Genomic DNA, 15,194 nt, shown 5'->3' on the forward strand with positions numbered 1-15,194 from the left:
ACATCGACGGGGTAATGGTCGGTGTTACCGTCTCCGCATGCACTGGCGTTGATTTCGTTCGGCTACCGAACGATTCCGACCGACGGCGGTTTCGTCCTCTGGTTCGCTACCTCTACGGCGTGGTGTACGGCCTCTAATCATTGGGTCGTTGATGTCTCTCGGCTGCAATCAACTGGGCCCCAGCAGCATCAAGAGCTGGGAGTGGTTGGTCACGGGCCACGGTACTATTGCTGATTGAGGCTTCTGACGAAGCGCATCGAAGAAATTCTCGGTGCCCTACGCCGATGGTATCCTGAAAACGAAGTAATCGGATTGTAGTTCGGTCGTGGGATCTACTGTCAATTGTTAATTATGGGCGTTCCACATCGAGAAACTACTAGTAGACACCCGTCTGCAGAGCGCTGGCTACCGTGGTCGATGCGCTAAATTGAATTCCTCAATCTCTGATAATATTTTGAGGGGTTGCTGAATGCAGAGCGCGTATCTCGTACACAGTGTCCTTCACAATTATGTAATATCAGAAATAGACAAAGCTATGAACCCCAACAGATATCCGGCTATATCCAGAGCAAAAGAGCGGGATACGACGTTTCTTGTGGTCGAACTGCTGGCCAGCAGTTCTGAGTTCAGAACATGGTTTTTCGACCAATTAGTCGCCAATCCCGCTGAGGCTCAGTTTCTTGGTGTGATGCGATCAGTCGAAACGCACGGACGAGAGACCGACATCAGAGTTGAATTCGATACTGATGGGACGAGGCACCTTGCGCTCGTTGAAAACAAGCTTGATGCAGCATTCGGTGAACGGCAAATATCCGACTACTACCAGCGTACGGACCAGTACGTGCAAGAAGGGCGATGTGACAGAGCAACAGTCGTCTTGCTTGCACCAGCGAATCGGGCAGATGCAGTAACGCGAGACCGGTTCGATCACACGATTACTTACGAACAAATACGCGATCAGTTGAGGAAGGTACCACACGACAGTACGCCATTCGCCGAAGAGGTTTTCCGCATCGCACTCATTCAGGAAGGAGAGACAGATAAGTCGAATCTAATGGCCACTCTCACCGAACAACTCAAACCAGTACTGCAGGAGATCGCCCCGCACCTCGAGCTCGAAGCAACAGAAAACCGAATTCGAATTAAATCCAGCGACCCGGAGTTTCCATCGATTGTCTGGTATGAAATTCGGGCCAAGTTTAGCGCTCTCGGGACAATCGCCCCGGGTATCCGAGTTTCGACAGATGATAGTAATGAACTGCGTGCGATCCACCAAGTTCTCGAATCGCAGTACGATGATTTGCCGCTTGATAGCTACCGTGTGGAACTCGCAGACAATCATCGAAAGAAGCAGGGGATGGTTGAATGGGTCTTGGAAGTTCCAGGAGACCCAGAAGCCATTTCAGATGGCCAGATTCAGCAAGTAGTGAACGCAATGCAGACGATTATTGAACACTATCATGACTCACTCCGAGATGTGGTCTCGGAGTGAGCATCTGCCGCACAATTGCTTCGACAGGTCGGAGTGGAGCAAACAAAACTGTCGTGCCGAACTTAGCCTCTATATTCAGCAAGGGCATCGTCTCAGTTGCCGAGAATTTCGACAGGATCCCTATTTAGGTATCTCGTAACAACAGAAATCCGTCGCCCCGCACGCTGGACACGAGTCGATCTCCGGAGAGACGGCCAGCCCACAGTGACGGCACTAAACGATGACCATTGAGTCGGTCTCAAAGAGTACTCGAGTGAGTACCGTTCGAAGACCCATCGTCCGAAAGTCAGCCGCAAGCGAATTAGTTGTGGCGACTGGTCGGAATTCACAGACGGCGGTGCATCGTCAATACGATGCCACACAAGGCTTACACCCACTCATTGCCCTACGCTCAGTTGGAAGGGATATGTCACACGCTCCCTTCCCTCCCCTAATGACCAGCGATGCACCACTCGGACGCTGTCCGAAGTGTGATGAGGATCTCTCTAGTGCATACGTCTTGGTCGAATACGAGAGAGACGACGGAACGACAGGGATTTGGGCAGAATGCCCGATCTGTGACGAAGTCGTGAGTCCTCAGTAAGGACTTACAGCGATGAGCGACGATCGTGGAAGTTACCCCACTAATCAGCGTTAACAAGAAGAACATCTCGAGTGGGCTCAAATAGATTTAGCAACGCTTGATGATCCTTAGATAGCTCACACCATATGCATTAAGAGAACCAGTCTCAACTACTGTTTCTGCGTCGGAAGTTGAGACTACAGCGGGTATAGCGGGCCTATAATGCGTGGTATCGTCCGAATCGATAAGCAGAATCTGCTTCAGATCGCTTTCTGAATGGGCGTTCTTATCTTTTTGGCAACTATTCCAGCGGATTTCCGAGACTCTGGATAGTGTCGCCACTCAGACGCTGCGCTCTCACGGAGAGAGACCCCCCCTCGCTATCCGATTCCGGTTTCCTTCTTCACCAACGTTAGCGTGTTATCTACTGTCACGATGGGCGAGTGCTCGTATTCACCGGTCAACTGCACCTGTACTAGCAGATCGACCGCCCGCCAGATCGAGTACAAGAGGCACGCGAACGCAAAGTAGAAGAACCGCAGCCCGAAGTGCTTCGAGGTTGTCGCGCCCATGAACCGCTTGATCGATTTGTAGCCGCTCTCAATCTCCCACCGGTAGCCGTACCCAGTAAGGAGCCCGCTATTCTGATTCGTCATGAACACCGAATACTGCTGATGATCGGTGTGTTCGGAGTTCTCTTTACGTCGGTAGATCAGCGTCGTCGAGTGCCACTCGTTGTCAACGAGATGCAGTTTTCGATCAGTCTCGTACCGGTCCTTTCCCCGCTTGAGAAGGCGCTTGGCTTGGGCCTTCTCGCTGGTCTGCATCTGTTTCGGAACAACGTAGGAGAGCCCGCGTTGATCCAGCATCTCCAGGATGTGCTGGCTGTCGAACTCGCGGTCCATCAGCACGTTATCGACGTGAACAGCCGCTTCAGCCGAGTCCAAGAGATCTTCGACGATCTCCTTGCGCGAATCTCCTTTGCGTACTGGCCGGGCGTCTAACACGATCGGGACAGCATTCCCGACCATCTGAACTGTCGCCCACTGATACGCGTACTCGTCGGTTTTCTCCTTCGTCCCAATGAAATCCGCACTCATCATATCGGTGATGTATACTGCTTCCTCGTCGGTCACGTTCTCCGGGATTCGGGCCATGTTCGCGTCGGCCTCATTCACATGGGCGTATTCGGGAAACGTCCCGTCTTTGACGTTCGCGTACTTCCACCCGCCGAGAGCCTGGTTCGACTGCGAGGGATGACCATCCTGGGCAGCAAGCGAACCCTAGTCTGGAGTGATCGCGCCGGCGGCGACTCGGTCACCCGCCTCATATTCATCCACGTCGTCTCCTACTGCGTCCACGATCCCGACCACTTCGTGCCCGAGCGTCAGACTCTCCCGCTCGCCGATAGCGCCGTGAAGGGTATGCACGTCTGACGGGTCGCGTTAAGTTAGAGGATGAGGCGTTCGATTTCTGAGTGTCTATGGCAGAATCCGAACGCCTCAGCAAGTGTATCGAGTGGATCGACTTGTCGTTTGTGGAGCGAAAGCGGACTCCCGAGTGGGCGATTCAAGTGGGTATCCGGTGTCATCTCGCAGGTATGTCAACAAGGGATGCCAGTCAGTTTCTCGATGAGTTGGGAGTCAAACGTAGTCACGTCGCGGTTCACAACTGGGTGCACAAGGCCGAGCTACAGCCGGTTTCGACGGTGAGTGCGGATCAACTCGCGGTCGACGAGAAAGTGATCCGCATCAACGGTGACGACTACTGGCTGTACGGTGCCGTCGATCCCCAAACGAACGAAATCCTGCAGTTCAGGCTGTTTCCAGCGACGACGAAACAGACGACGCGATGGTTTCTGACCGAGCTTCATCGACGATATCGGCTAGATGGCGTCGAATTTCTCGTCGATGACGCCGATTATCTAGTGAACGTCCTCGACGAAGACGGGTACCGATTCCAGATGATTTCACACGGGAATCGGAATGCCATCGAACGTGTCTTTTGGGAGATAGAACGACGAACCTCATCGTTCGCAACTAGTTTCAGCCATGTCGAACCGCAGACAGCAGAATCGTGGCTCAAAGCCCTCGCCGTCCGGCACAACTCACGCCAAAGTTAACGCGACCCCCCGACTCGTGGCGTCGTCGACGGCTCGCTCCGGGGAGGTCGGTGTTCGATCTACAGCGGTCTCACTCTTTCGTCGGGACCACGCGGACGACCGAAGCGAGGCCACGGTGGAACCGTCCCGTCCCCGACGAACACGAAACTGGCTTCACCCTCCCCGCGGAGGGGTGTGCCGTGGAGCTCCCCGTCGTCTCGATCGATTCGGCGACGCGGCTCGGCGTTCTCGCCCCCGAATTCTCGGGTGCCGTGAGGATGGACCTCCTCCGAGACGACGTCGTCCGTACACTGCTCGACCGTCCGGATATCCGTCGGGTGTCCGGTCGTGGCGTCCTCGATCCGACCGATTCCGGGCTCGATTCGGCGGTGGCCGGTCCACCGTCGACATCGATTTTGCGAGCGGCGCGATCCACTATCGCACTGCACCGCCCGAGTCGACGATGGTGGCTACCGATGGTGCAGTCCGGTCGCTGGCAGCCACCCACCGATAGGTTCGGGCTCGCCCCACCGTCGGGGCGCCCGTCTGTGGAGGTGAGACCCGAGTGGGCGCGACCCGAGTGGTGTCCATCCGACCGAAAAGGTGACCACGCCGGCGTCCCTCCGGCCGGTCGATGGACGACGGGATGGAACAGACGCCCGGTGGATTCGGTGGCGTCGCGACCGACCCCGAGGCGCTCTGCTACGACGGCGAGCGGGTCGTCGAGCGCGCACCGCTCGGGTCCGGGTGGGCCGCCGTCACCACCCACCGGGTGCTGGCGTACAACCCCGCCACCGATGGCCGGCGGTTCGAGGCGGTCGACCGACCGAACGTGTGCGGGATCGACGTCGACGCTTCGGGCGACCCCCGGTATCTACGGTGGGGGCTGCGCGCCGCCCTCTACGGTCTCGTCGGTCTCGGCGGCGGCGTCGCCCTCCGCGCGCTGAACGTGGCGAGTACGTTGTCGGTCGGGGAGACGGCCCGCGACGCGCCGGTCGGGGGCGTCCTCGCGGTGACCGACGCCATCGCCGGCGCGGTCGCGACGCTCGCGACGCTCCTGATCGTCGTCGGTGTCTCCCTCCTCGTCGTCGCCATCGGACTCCTGGGCCGGTACCTCCGGACGCGCGACCCGGCGCTGGTGGTCGACCGCTTCGGCGACGACCCCGTCCGACTGCCCGCGCCCCGAACCGACGGCGAACGGGCGGCGTCGACGCTCTCGGCCGCGCTGACGGAGCGGTGAGGTGGACCAATGATATATCCCGCCCCACGGCGTACGCACCGGAGATGGACGTCAGGCGGCTCCTCCGTGGTCGGATCGACGACGACCGACTGGACCGGGTGGTCGCCGAAATCGCCGCGCGGTACGGGCGCGAGGACCCTTCGGTCCGCTGTCTCGACGCCGACAACTGGCTCTCGACACCCGTCGTCCTCGACGAAGACCTCTTCGTGAAGGTCATCTCCCGGCGTAACTCGCTGGTCCACGCGCTCATCACCACCGGCCGAAACCTCGGCGTCTTCTCCGCGGGGACCGAGGGCTTCTTCGAACACTTCGGGACGCCGTACGGGATGGCCGCCCACGAACTGGCGGCGACCGAGGAGATGCGAGAGATCGGACTGAACGCACCGGAACCGCTCGAAGCGCTCGAAATCGACGGGCTCGGGGTCGTCGTCCTCGAGTACCTCCCGGAGTTCCGACCGCTCGACGAACTCGACCGGAAGACCGAACGAGCGCTCGCACCCGAACTGTTCGGCGCGCTCCGGACGCTCCACGACCACGGCCTCGCACACGGGGATCTACGGGCCGAGAACGTCCTCATCCTCGACGGCGACCTCTACTTTATCGACGCGACGAACGTGGGCGAGGAGGGCGCCGACGCCGCCCGGTCGTACGACGTCGCCTGCGGCTTGGCGGCGCTCGAACCGCTGATCGGTGCTGGCCCCACCGTCGAGGCGGCCACGACGGCGTACACGACCGAAGAGCTACTGGCTGCGCTCGACTTTCTGGACTTCGTCAACATCCGGCCGGATCACGACTGTGACGCGGCGGCGCTGAAAGGCGAGATAGAGAAGCGAGCGGCCTGAAACGGAAGGGTGGACGGGAGCCGAGGGTGGACCACCCTGCCGGGCGAAGGCGGTCCGTGCCGCGGCGGGCGACGACGTGGTGGAGTCGAATGTGCCGAGTCTCGACGAGAAAAGCGTCGATGCGTCGGCACCGCAGGGTAGTCGCCTCGCATTCATAAAGCCACCGAACCCGGTCACTCCCGCCGGTCGCGGAGCGCGGGGAACTCCTCGCGAACCGTGGTGACGCGGTCGGGGTCCACGTCGCCGACGACGAGTGTCGGATCGTCGCCGGCGCTCGCGACGGCCGTCCCCCACGGATCGTAGAGGGTCGACCGCCCCAGGAGCGTCTCGTCGTCGAACGCCGCCGCGCCGTTCGTCGCCGCGACGTAGGTCAGGTTCTCGATGGCCCGCGCCCGCCCCAGCGTCTCCCAGTGCTCGACCCGCGGGTAGGGCCACGCGCTCGGCACGCAGACGAGCGTCACGCCCCGGTCGGCGAGGCGGCGGTAGAGTTCGGGAAATCGGAGGTCGTAACAGGTCGACATCCCGACGGTGATGCCCTCGAAGTCGACGGTCGAGAGCGTCTCGCCGGGCGTGAGCAACTCCGTCTCGGTCGATCCGTAGCCGAAGAGGTGGTGTTTCCGGTAGACGCCGCGTCGGACCCCCTCGCGGTCGTAGAAGACACAGGTGTTCGCGAGACCCGTCTCCGCCGGCACGTCGACCCCGGCGGCGGCACTGGCCTCGAGGTCCTCGACGTGACTCCCGGCCACCAGTCCAACGCCGTGGTCGGCGGCGAGGTCCGACAGACGGGCGAAGGTTGGCCCGTCGAGACCCTCGGCATCGCGGGCGTAGGCGTCGAACGCGAAGTAGCCGACCGTGAACAGTTCCGGCAGGACGACAAGGTCGACGCCGCGGTCGGCGGCGTCGGCGACGGCCGCCGCGGCCCGGTCGAGGTTCTCCGGGACGTCGCCGGCCTCCTGATCGAGTTGGGCTAGTGCGACCTTCATCTCAGGCCGGGAGTTCGAGGTCACGTCTGAGTGCCGATTCGAGGTTGTCCAGTTCGGTGTCGAGGCGGCTCTTGAAGAACCGCTCCACGCCGGGGAGTCGACCGTCGACGACGAACTCGTTGTGGAGGCGACAGCCCGTCGCCGTCTCCTCGATGCGGTGTTCGCCGGTCACGCGCATCACGCTCGACCGACCCACGAACTTGACGTAGGTGGGCTCCTCCACCTCGATGTCTTCGGTCTCGACGGTCACGGTGCGGTCGATCACCGGCAGGTCCAGATCGATCTCCCACGTCGCCCGGGTGCCGTCGACCTCGTAGTCGTGGACGACGCTGATCGACTGGGCGCGCTTGCCGGGGTCGGAGATGAACGCCCAGACGCGGTCGGGGGGTGTCTCGAACTCGAACGTCCGCTGGACACGTACGGTCATACGTTGGGGTCCCGTCGAACCATGAAAAACTGCGGGGTTACCCCTGCGTGACGCGCCACGTCGTCGACCGGGCACGCCCCCACTTTTCGATCTCGACGTCCTCGGACTTCTCCGCCAGTCTGGGGAGTCGGGAGCCGACCTGCTTGGCGGTCAACCCGATGGCGTCGGCGATGTTCTTCGCGCGGAAGTAGCGCTCCCCCCGAGAGACGCTGTCGTGGAGGTACGCGAGGATTCGCCGCTCCTCTTCGGTCAGAGAGGTCATCGTTCACCGTCGGTAGGGGATTCACCGTCTTAACTCTTTCAAGCCGTCCCCGTCAGGCGTACGCCTGAACGGCGACGACGGCGACGATGGCCGCGGCGATGGCGACGGCGAACCCCCACGCTTTCCCCAACTGCCCGGGCGCGAACACCATCGCCAGCGCCCCGGCCACCGCCAGCAACGAGAAGAGCACCCCGAACCCGACACCCTTGTCAGTCGTGACGACGTCGTGTGCCATACGACTCCGTTCGCCGGTGTCCACTTAGCTCATTCGACTGCCTCGAATCCCGGAACCGGAGCCAACGATTAAGCGCCGGCGACCGTACGGCCGGTATGGACTTCACCCTCTCCGAGGAGGCTCGTCGGATCCGGGACATGATCGCCGAGTTCGTCGACGAGGAGGTGGTACCCGTCGCCGCGGAGATCGACGAGACCGACGAGTTCCCCGTGGACCTGATCGACGAGATGGCCGACCTCGGCCTCATGGGGATGCCCTTCGACGAGGCGTACGGCGGTGCGGGCCTCGACTACCACGCCTACGCCGCGGGACTGGTCGAGATCAGTCGCGGCAGCGGCGGCCTGGGCACCATCGTCGCGGCCCACACCAGCCTGGCCGGTGGAATGCTCGATTCGTTCGGCTCCGAGGAGCAGAAAGAGCGGTTCCTGACCCCGCTGAACGAGGGGCGTGACATCGGGGCCTTCGCCCTCTCCGAGGCGGAGGCGGGAAGCGACGTGCCCGCGATGGGGACCGAAGCGCGACGCGACGGCGACGAATACGTCCTTGACGGCGGGAAACTCTGGATATCGAACGGGTCGGTGGCCGACACCGTCGTGGTGTTCGCGAAGACCGACCCCGAGGCGGGGCAGAAGGGCATCTCGTCGTTCGTCGTCCGTCCCGAGGAGGACGACGGCTTCCACGTCGAGGGGACTGAACACAAGTTGGGTGACAAGGGGTGTCCGACCGCGGAACTCCGCTTTTCCGACCTCCGAGTGCCGGCCGATCGGCGACTCGGCGCGGAGGGCGAGGGGTTCGTCCAAGCGCTGAAGGCACTAAACGCCGGCCGGATCACCATCGCCGCTCGCGGCGTCGGCATCGCGCGGGCGGCGCTCGACGAGGCCCTGACCTACGCCGACGAACGCGAACAGTTCGGCCAACCCATCGGCGAGTTCCAGGCCATCGGCCACAAACTCGCCGACATGGACACGAAAGTCGAGACGGCGCGACTCCTGATGCACCGGGCGGCCGACCGGAAGACCCGCGGCGAGCGGTTCGTCAAGGAGGCCGCACAGGCCAAACTCCACGCGAGCGAGGTGAGCCGCGAGGTGGCAAACGAGGCGATCCAGATCCACGGCGGCTACGGCTACACGACGGACTTCCCGGTCGAGCGGTTCTACCGCGACGCCAAACTCAACGAGATATACGAGGGGACGAGCGAGGTGTTGCGAAACACCATCGCGGACGAACTCCGGGTCCGGTGACCACTCAGTTCCCGTTCTCGTTCCCGTCCCCGTCCACGCTCGGGGACTCGCGCTCCAGTGGCGGGTCCTGCACCCGGAGGTACGGCGGGTCGGAGACGTACTCGACGAGCGACGTGGTGCCGACGAAGCCACACGGCGACTTCTTCAGGCGGACGTACTGGAGGCCGTCGTCCTCGATCCAGGTGTGGAGCACCTGTTCGGCGGAGTCGCGGTGGAACGCCGCGACGGTGTCGTCGACGACGGCGGGGTTCGTGACGTGGACGAGGCGGTCCTGTCCGTCGAGGAGCGTCGACTCGGCCCTGTAGCGGACCGTTCGCGCACCATCGGCCCCGAACGAGTGGACGACCGCGTCCGCGTTCAGGAGCGTCGAGGTCGTCCGGTCGGTTCGGCCGCCGACGTCGGCGAGCAAGTCGGCGAACTCGGCGGCCGTCCCGGGCGTGGCGTGGACGTTGGGGAGCGACTCGTCCCACCCGCCGATGGCGTCGATCACCGACAGACGGCCGTCCTCGAGCAACGCGTCGAGCGCGTGACCGCGATCCTCGAAGAGCGCGGCGACGCGGGACTGGCCGAGTTCGATCGTCGGAACGAGCGTGATGGCGTCGCCGCGGTCGACGGCGTCGGCGAGGATCGTCCCGAACAGCGCCATCAGGTTCGCCTCGCCGTCGTGTTCGAGGAGGACGCCGGCCCCGCAGACGGGACCGCCGCCACACAGGGCGTCGAGCCCGTCGATACCGAGTGGACGGTGGGTGTGTGTCTTCAACACCGGCGGCTGTGACCGCCGTTCCGGGCCGATCCGGAGGCCTTCGTCCGTGAACTGCACCTCGGCGCGGCGGCGGTCGTGTCGGACGCCACGCATCTTCGTCACTTCGATCGAGAGGTGGGGATCGTCCACGATCCGTCGCCGCGAGAGTTCGATCACGCCGTGGGTGGTGAACTGCAGGGCGTCGCTCAGCGAGTCGGACGACCGGTGCTCGGCGGTGAACAGCGTCGTCGCGCCCACGTCGTCGGAGAAGTAGCGGATGAGGTCGAGGACGGACCGCCGGAACTGTTCGTCGCCCTCCGCGATGACCGACAGTCCCGACACGCTGTCGAACACCACGCGGTCGAACTGACCGTACCGAGCGAGATAGTCCCGGATGTACTCGGCAGTGAAGGGGGCATCGAACCCGCTCCCGAACGGGGTCGGATCGCCGTCCTCGCCGAGCGTCGTGAGCGTGAGTCGCTGTTCGTCGCTCTCGACCGGTCGCCCCGGTTTGGCGTGGATCGACGCGAACGCGAGTGAGTCGTGATCGAGGTCGAACGCGAAGCCCGCAAATGAATCCCGAAGTTCGCCGATCGTCTGCTCGGTGCTGATGTAGAGACAGTCGTCGCCCTCCGGGAGCCCGGCCTGGAGAAACTGCATGCCGAGCGTGCTCTTGCCGGTGCCCGGCCCGCCGGTCACGAGCACCGACCGCTTCCGGGGGAGACCGCCACCGATCATGGCGTCGAGGATCGGTGCACCGGTCCCGACGCGGGACGTGTCGGTCGACATAGTGCCCGACTGTTGCCCCGAGCGAGTGATAACTACTAGGGTCTCCAGTCGGGGGGCGTCGATCGGAACTTTCGACAGGCCGGGACTCCAGGGGACGGTATGTCAGAGACGGACGGCGACGTCACCGCGCGGTACTACGAGACGGCAGAGGAGCGGGTGCTCGCGTTCGAGCGGGGGGAGCGGACGGCGGCCCTCGCCCAGAACAGCGACGGCTACGCGATGGTGATGGTGCGGCCGAGCGCCGACGGTGACGAACTGGAGCGGTACTACGGCTTCGACATGGCGCTCGACCACGCGGCGGAACGCCTGGGTGTGCGGGTCGGCGACCTGCCGGTGCCCGAGGCGGCGAGCGACATGGGGATGTAACCTACGTCCAGTAGAACCGCGGGCCGAGCGTGAGGTACGCCAGGGACAGAAAGAGGAGGGCGAACGCGAACGCCTCGCCCGGGCGTCCCCGGAGAGCGATGGCGAGGACCTGGACCGCCCCCATCACGACGGCGTCCTGTGGGTGGAGGTCGGGATACGTGACCTGTGTCACCATGAGCGCCGCGAGCACGCCGGAGAGCGCGACCAGGAGGGTCGGACCGACGAAGCCGGCGAGGACGCCCGCCGCGAGGATCGTGGCCGCGAGCGTCGATGGCACACCCTTGGTCTCGGACGCGTCGCTGTCGTAGGCGGTGTAGAGTCCGAGGCGGGTCACCGCCATCGCGACGTAGACGGCGGGCAGGAGGAGGCCCAGAACGTACGCGACGGGGTCGTCGGCGAACGTCCAGGCGTCGGCCGCCCGGGAGGCGATCAGGAGGGCGGGGGCGACGCCGAAGGAGGCCACGTCCGCGAGCGAGTCGAGGTACGGGCCGGCGAGCGTCCCGCCACGTTTCCGGGCGACGACACCGTCGAGGCCGTCCGCGACGGCGGCGAGGAGCAGAATCCGGGCGGCCAGACCCGCGTCGCGCGTGGCGACGAAGGCGGCGACGAAGCCGAGCATCGCGTTGCCGACCGTGACGGCGTCGGCGAGACCGAGTCGCCCCACGAACCGCGGTTGCATACTCCCTCCGTCCACCACCGAGGATTTACGTCTTTATATCGCCCGATTCGACCGCCGAACCACGCCGCATTTATCCGTCGCGGACCGACGTTCGGCTATGCGCAGACGCCGCGTTCTCGCGACGCTCGGAGCGGGGTTGGCCGCCACGAGCGCTGGCTGTGCCGCCGCCGGGTCGGGCGGTACCACCCAGGGTGACGTGGGGATGACCTCCGAGGCGTTCGAACCCGCTACGATCACGGTGCGCGTCGGCGACGAGGTGGTCTGGTACAACAACAGCGCGCGCGCTCACTCGGTCACCGCCTACGAGGACGCCATCCCCGAGGGAGCGGACTACTGGGCGACCGGCGGCTACGACTCCGAAGACGCCGCCCGCGAGGCGTGGAAGGGCCTGAACGGCGCGCTGGAGAGTGGCGAGACCTACAGCCACCGGTTCGAGGTCCCCGGCGAGTACGGCTACTTCTGCATCCCCCACGAGCGGGCGGGGATGGTGGGGACCGTCGTCGTCGAGGAGTAGCCACTCGCGCTCGGCACTGTTCGGTCCGGACCGCAGCCAAAAAGTCCGCCAACCGCGGGTGTCGCGTCCTCAGTTCTCGTCGACGGCGACGTCCTCTTCGTCCACGTCGACGGAGGCCTCTTCCTCGGCGGCGACCTCTTCGGGTCGCGCTTCGAGGGTGAGTTTCTGGATCTCGACCCGACGGAGCGGGTAGATCGTCTTGGCCTCGCCGTAGATGGCCGAGGAGAGTCGGCCCTCGACGGTGCCCTCGACGAAGGAGATGAAGTCGCGTTCGGCGGCGGCCTCCCGGACGAGGTCGATCATGACCCGCCGGATGGCCTGCTCCTGACTCCGGTCGGCCTTCTTCGTCGTGAAGGCGACGGGCTGGACGCGGACGCGGTAGTCGTCCGTCGTCAGCACCGTCACCGTCGCGTCGACCTTCGACGCGCCACGGCGAACGAGGCTCCGCAGGTAGTCCCGCGTGAGTTCGTGCTTGACGAACTCCGTGTAGGCGGAGTCCGACCCCACGTCCGTGATCTTGAACGTGAGTTTGGTGTTGTTCGCCCCCGAGTCGCCGGTGAGGTCGCCGAGGGTCGTTTCGATCGTCCGTCCGATGATCTTCTCCGGTTCGTCGGCAACCGTCTGGCCGAGCTCCGCCCGGTCGTACTGCTCCGGGGCGAAGACGGTGTACCAGCGCTTGCCGCGCTTCTGCTTGGATACTGAACGTTCACTCATGGGTGTGTCTGTGTTCGCGTGCCGTTCGTGCGACGGTCTCCGCGACCGTCAGGTTCACCACGTAGTCGTCCACGGTGGACCCCAGACCGCCCGAGGTCCCGCGGTCGACGGTCGTGCGGACGACGTCGTCCGCCACGCTCGTCGACATCGAGGGCGTGTTGTCCGGCCGGAGTGCGGCCGCGATCGTCGCCGCGTCGTCGTGTGTCGTCTCGACGCAGGCGTGTCTCATAGCGCCTCCCTGAACGCCGTGATCAACCGCGATACTGCCACGTCGTCGTCGAACCGCGCCGTCGCCCGCAACGCGTCGCCGGCGCTCGTCCCGTCCCCGTCGACCGCCCGCACGGCTTCGGACATCGCGATCCCGATGTCGGCGTCGGCGTCGTCCGTCCCCGCCGCCGCGGCCGCCCGGTCGGCGACCGCCAGCACGACGGGTTCCGGCGACCGGAAGTCCCGACGGAGACGGGCGACCGTCCCGAGTCGACCGGGGTCGGTGGTGTCGATCCGCACCGCAAGGACGCCGTCGTATCGACCCGTCGTCGCCTCGGCAGTCGCCGTGTGGACGGCCCGCGCGTGGGTCCGCCACGCGTCGAGGGCCGCCGCCCGTGTCGCGTCGTCGCCGTCGCGGACGGCGAGGGCGACGCCCGTGCCGGGGCGCTCCCGAGCGACCGCGTCGAGGACGTCGCCGAAGCCCGCAACCGTCGCGAACCGGTCGTCGGGCGTCGCGTACGGGCGGAGCACCCGTTCGACGGCGTCTACGGCACGGGCAGACGACGCCGTCGCCTCGACGGCCAGCCACGAGGCCAGCCGCCGGCGGTCGTCGTCGGTCGGGTCAGCCGGCAGGTCGAGCGACGCGAGGGCGGCCCGCGCCGCCTCGGGGTCGCCCGAAACCGGCGCGTGGACGAGCGTCGAGTGAGCGAGGCCGTCGGCGAGGTCGGTCGTCGGGACGGCCACGCCGGGGCGACGCTCGACGGCCGTCCGCCGGGACGCCGAATCGAGCAGCGCCGCCGCGTCGCCGGCGTCGACCGGATGTCCGGCGGCGGCGACCCCCGCGAGTGCGAGGACGGGATCGGGGTCGATCCCGAGTTCGCGAACCGCGTCCGCGACCGCGAGACTCGCCGGTCGAGCGTCGCCGACGGCGTAGTCGCCGCCAGTCGTCCGGGAGCCGACGCCGAGGACGAGGTCGTCGCCGTCGGTCGTCGTTGACGCCGGATCGGGAACCGGATCGACACGGACCTGGAACGGGACGGCGATCGACCTGAGCGCCCGCGCGAGGACGCCGCTCGCGGCCAGCGAGTCGCCGTCCGCGGCCGCGACGACCCGAACGAAGGGGGCGTCGCGGAGTGCGGCGGCGACCTCGCCGGCGTCGGCGGCGGCGTCGGTGGTGGCGGGCGCGGTGGACATCTACTCCTCCAGCAGTTCGGCGGCGACTTCGTAGTTGTAGGTGAAGTCCTCGTCGAGGACGTCGCCGCGGTAGTAGTCGACCAGGCGGCGGATCTTCGACTCGGTGTTCTGGAGCGCGCGCTTGTTCTGGTGGTCCTGGGCGTTCTCCGCCATGTGCTCGCGGAGGCCGATCGCTCGCTGCATCAGGTTGCGCAGGTCCTCGGGCAGGTCGTGACCGGCGTCGTGGTCGTCGAGGATCTCGGTGATCTTCTTGCCCGTCGCCAGCGTCACGTCAGGGATCGGCGTCCCCTTCACGCCCTCGTCGCGCAGTTTCATCCCGATGACGCTCGGATCGTGGCCCTGTTCGGCGAGTTCGACCACGCGCGCTTCGATGTCGTCGTCGTCGACGTCGCTCCACTCCGGGGGGTCGTCTGCCACCGGCTTGTCCGAACCGGACGAGCCTCGGCGGCGGGTGTGCATTCGTGCCATAGATGATTGGAACCGCACAGACCGCAGAAGCGAATCCGCGACCGACGGCTGTCGGCCGCGCACTACCGCAATCCCAAGCCCAGACGGGCGAGTCGGATTTGCGGTCGTGCTGTTCCCATCGAACGGTTCGCGAATC

17 protein-coding genes and 2 pseudogenes are annotated in these 15,194 nt (G+C 64.9%); 7 read left to right on the plus strand and 12 right to left on the minus strand.

Features of this window, described 5'->3' with window-relative positions; translation table 11 throughout:
• Positions 1 to 535 precede the first annotated feature (535 nt).
• The gene (locus NBT81_RS08130) at positions 536 to 1,492 is read left to right on the plus strand and encodes a hypothetical protein (protein WP_338742360.1); all 957 of its coding nucleotides are present in this window, start codon (positions 536 to 538) and stop codon (positions 1,490 to 1,492) included.
• Positions 1,493 to 2,434: 942 nt separating this feature from the next.
• Here the strand turns inward: NBT81_RS08130 and NBT81_RS08135 are convergent.
• Together NBT81_RS08135 and NBT81_RS17320 are read right to left on the minus strand one after the other, a co-directional pair.
• A pseudogene (locus NBT81_RS08135) lies at positions 2,435 to 3,145 on the minus strand (transposase); the annotation flags it as partial.
• A pseudogene (locus NBT81_RS17320) lies at positions 3,140 to 3,490 on the minus strand (alcohol dehydrogenase catalytic domain-containing protein); the annotation flags it as partial. The pseudogenes NBT81_RS17320 and NBT81_RS08135, both read right to left, overlap by 6 nt.
• A gap of 47 nt (positions 3,491 to 3,537) precedes the next feature.
• Between NBT81_RS17320 and NBT81_RS08145 the strand changes: the two are divergent.
• The 3 genes from NBT81_RS08145 to NBT81_RS08155 all read left to right on the plus strand — a co-directional run bounded on the left by NBT81_RS08145 (position 3,538) and on the right by NBT81_RS08155 (position 6,237).
• Complete coding sequence (locus tag NBT81_RS08145) at positions 3,538 to 4,176, plus strand: IS6 family transposase (protein WP_338742364.1); 639 nt, start codon at positions 3,538 to 3,540, stop codon at positions 4,174 to 4,176.
• 613 nt (positions 4,177 to 4,789) lie between these two features.
• Entirely contained in the window at positions 4,790 to 5,395 is a 606-nt protein-coding gene (locus tag NBT81_RS08150) for a hypothetical protein (protein ID WP_338742365.1), read from the plus strand.
• Positions 5,396 to 5,439: 44 nt separating this feature from the next.
• Complete coding sequence (locus NBT81_RS08155) at positions 5,440 to 6,237, plus strand: RIO1 family regulatory kinase/ATPase (protein WP_338742366.1); 798 nt, start codon at positions 5,440 to 5,442, stop codon at positions 6,235 to 6,237.
• 173 nt (positions 6,238 to 6,410) lie between these two features.
• Here the strand turns inward: NBT81_RS08155 and NBT81_RS08160 are convergent, their stop codons facing one another.
• The 4 genes from NBT81_RS08160 to NBT81_RS08175 are packed head-to-tail and all read right to left on the minus strand — an operon-like array spanning position 6,411 to position 8,144.
• On the minus strand, positions 6,411 to 7,220 hold the full coding sequence (locus NBT81_RS08160; RefSeq protein WP_338742368.1) for a carbon-nitrogen family hydrolase: 810 nt from the start codon (positions 7,218 to 7,220) through the stop codon (positions 6,411 to 6,413).
• A gap of 1 nt (position 7,221) precedes the next feature.
• On the minus strand, positions 7,222 to 7,647 hold the full coding sequence (locus NBT81_RS08165) for an SRPBCC family protein (protein WP_338742370.1): 426 nt from the start codon (positions 7,645 to 7,647) through the stop codon (positions 7,222 to 7,224).
• A 37-nt stretch (positions 7,648 to 7,684) separates the two neighbouring features.
• Positions 7,685 to 7,909 carry a DUF7123 family protein gene (locus tag NBT81_RS08170; RefSeq protein WP_114586681.1) on the minus strand — a complete coding sequence of 75 codons (225 nt, stop codon included), beginning with the start codon at positions 7,907 to 7,909 and terminating at the stop codon, positions 7,685 to 7,687.
• Between the two features lie 52 nt (positions 7,910 to 7,961).
• Entirely contained in the window at positions 7,962 to 8,144 is a 183-nt protein-coding gene (locus NBT81_RS08175) for a DUF7525 family protein (protein ID WP_338742371.1), read from the minus strand.
• A gap of 95 nt (positions 8,145 to 8,239) precedes the next feature.
• Here NBT81_RS08175 and NBT81_RS08180 point away from each other — a divergent pair, with 95 nt between their 5' ends.
• Entirely contained in the window at positions 8,240 to 9,385 is a 1,146-nt protein-coding gene (locus NBT81_RS08180) for an acyl-CoA dehydrogenase family protein (protein ID WP_338742372.1), read from the plus strand.
• 4 nt (positions 9,386 to 9,389) lie between these two features.
• Here the strand turns inward: NBT81_RS08180 and NBT81_RS08185 are convergent, their stop codons facing one another.
• Complete coding sequence (locus NBT81_RS08185; RefSeq protein ID WP_338742373.1) at positions 9,390 to 10,916, minus strand: ATPase domain-containing protein; 1,527 nt, start codon at positions 10,914 to 10,916, stop codon at positions 9,390 to 9,392.
• 99 nt (positions 10,917 to 11,015) lie between these two features.
• Between NBT81_RS08185 and NBT81_RS08190 the strand changes: the two genes are divergently transcribed.
• Complete coding sequence (locus NBT81_RS08190; protein ID WP_338742374.1) at positions 11,016 to 11,282, plus strand: DUF7111 family protein; 267 nt, start codon at positions 11,016 to 11,018, stop codon at positions 11,280 to 11,282.
• A 1-nt stretch (position 11,283) separates the two neighbouring features.
• On the opposite strand, the gene NBT81_RS08195 is transcribed toward NBT81_RS08190, so the two are convergent.
• Positions 11,284 to 11,961 carry a protein sorting system archaetidylserine synthase gene (locus NBT81_RS08195; RefSeq protein ID WP_338742375.1) on the minus strand — a complete coding sequence of 226 codons (678 nt, stop codon included), beginning with the start codon at positions 11,959 to 11,961 and terminating at the stop codon, positions 11,284 to 11,286.
• Positions 11,962 to 12,058: 97 nt separating this feature from the next.
• Here NBT81_RS08195 and NBT81_RS08200 point away from each other — a divergent pair, with 97 nt between their 5' ends.
• A complete protein-coding gene (locus NBT81_RS08200) occupies positions 12,059 to 12,475 on the plus strand; it encodes a cupredoxin domain-containing protein (protein ID WP_338742376.1) in 417 nt (138 codons plus the stop codon).
• Between the two features lie 69 nt (positions 12,476 to 12,544).
• On the opposite strand, the gene NBT81_RS08205 is transcribed toward NBT81_RS08200, so the two are convergent.
• The 4 genes from NBT81_RS08205 to NBT81_RS08220 are packed head-to-tail and all read right to left on the minus strand — an operon-like array spanning position 12,545 to position 15,058.
• Entirely contained in the window at positions 12,545 to 13,189 is a 645-nt protein-coding gene (locus tag NBT81_RS08205; protein WP_338742377.1) for a 30S ribosomal protein S3ae, read from the minus strand.
• Positions 13,182 to 13,418 carry a KEOPS complex subunit Pcc1 gene (locus NBT81_RS08210; protein ID WP_338742378.1) on the minus strand — a complete coding sequence of 79 codons (237 nt, stop codon included), beginning with the start codon at positions 13,416 to 13,418 and terminating at the stop codon, positions 13,182 to 13,184. Before NBT81_RS08210 ends, NBT81_RS08205 begins: the two co-directional genes overlap by 8 nt.
• Positions 13,415 to 14,590, minus strand: a complete 1,176-nt coding sequence (locus NBT81_RS08215; protein WP_338742380.1) for an exonuclease RecJ — start codon at positions 14,588 to 14,590, stop codon at positions 13,415 to 13,417. Before NBT81_RS08215 ends, NBT81_RS08210 begins: the two co-directional genes overlap by 4 nt.
• Positions 14,591 to 15,058, minus strand: a complete 468-nt coding sequence (locus NBT81_RS08220; protein ID WP_338742382.1) for a 30S ribosomal protein S15 — start codon at positions 15,056 to 15,058, stop codon at positions 14,591 to 14,593. It abuts the gene before it with no gap.
• Positions 15,059 to 15,194 lie beyond the last annotated feature (136 nt).

It is taken from the genome of Haloplanus sp. CK5-1, from assembly GCF_037201915.1.
GTDB classification, from domain to species: domain Archaea; phylum Halobacteriota; class Halobacteria; order Halobacteriales; family Haloferacaceae; genus Haloplanus; species Haloplanus salilacus.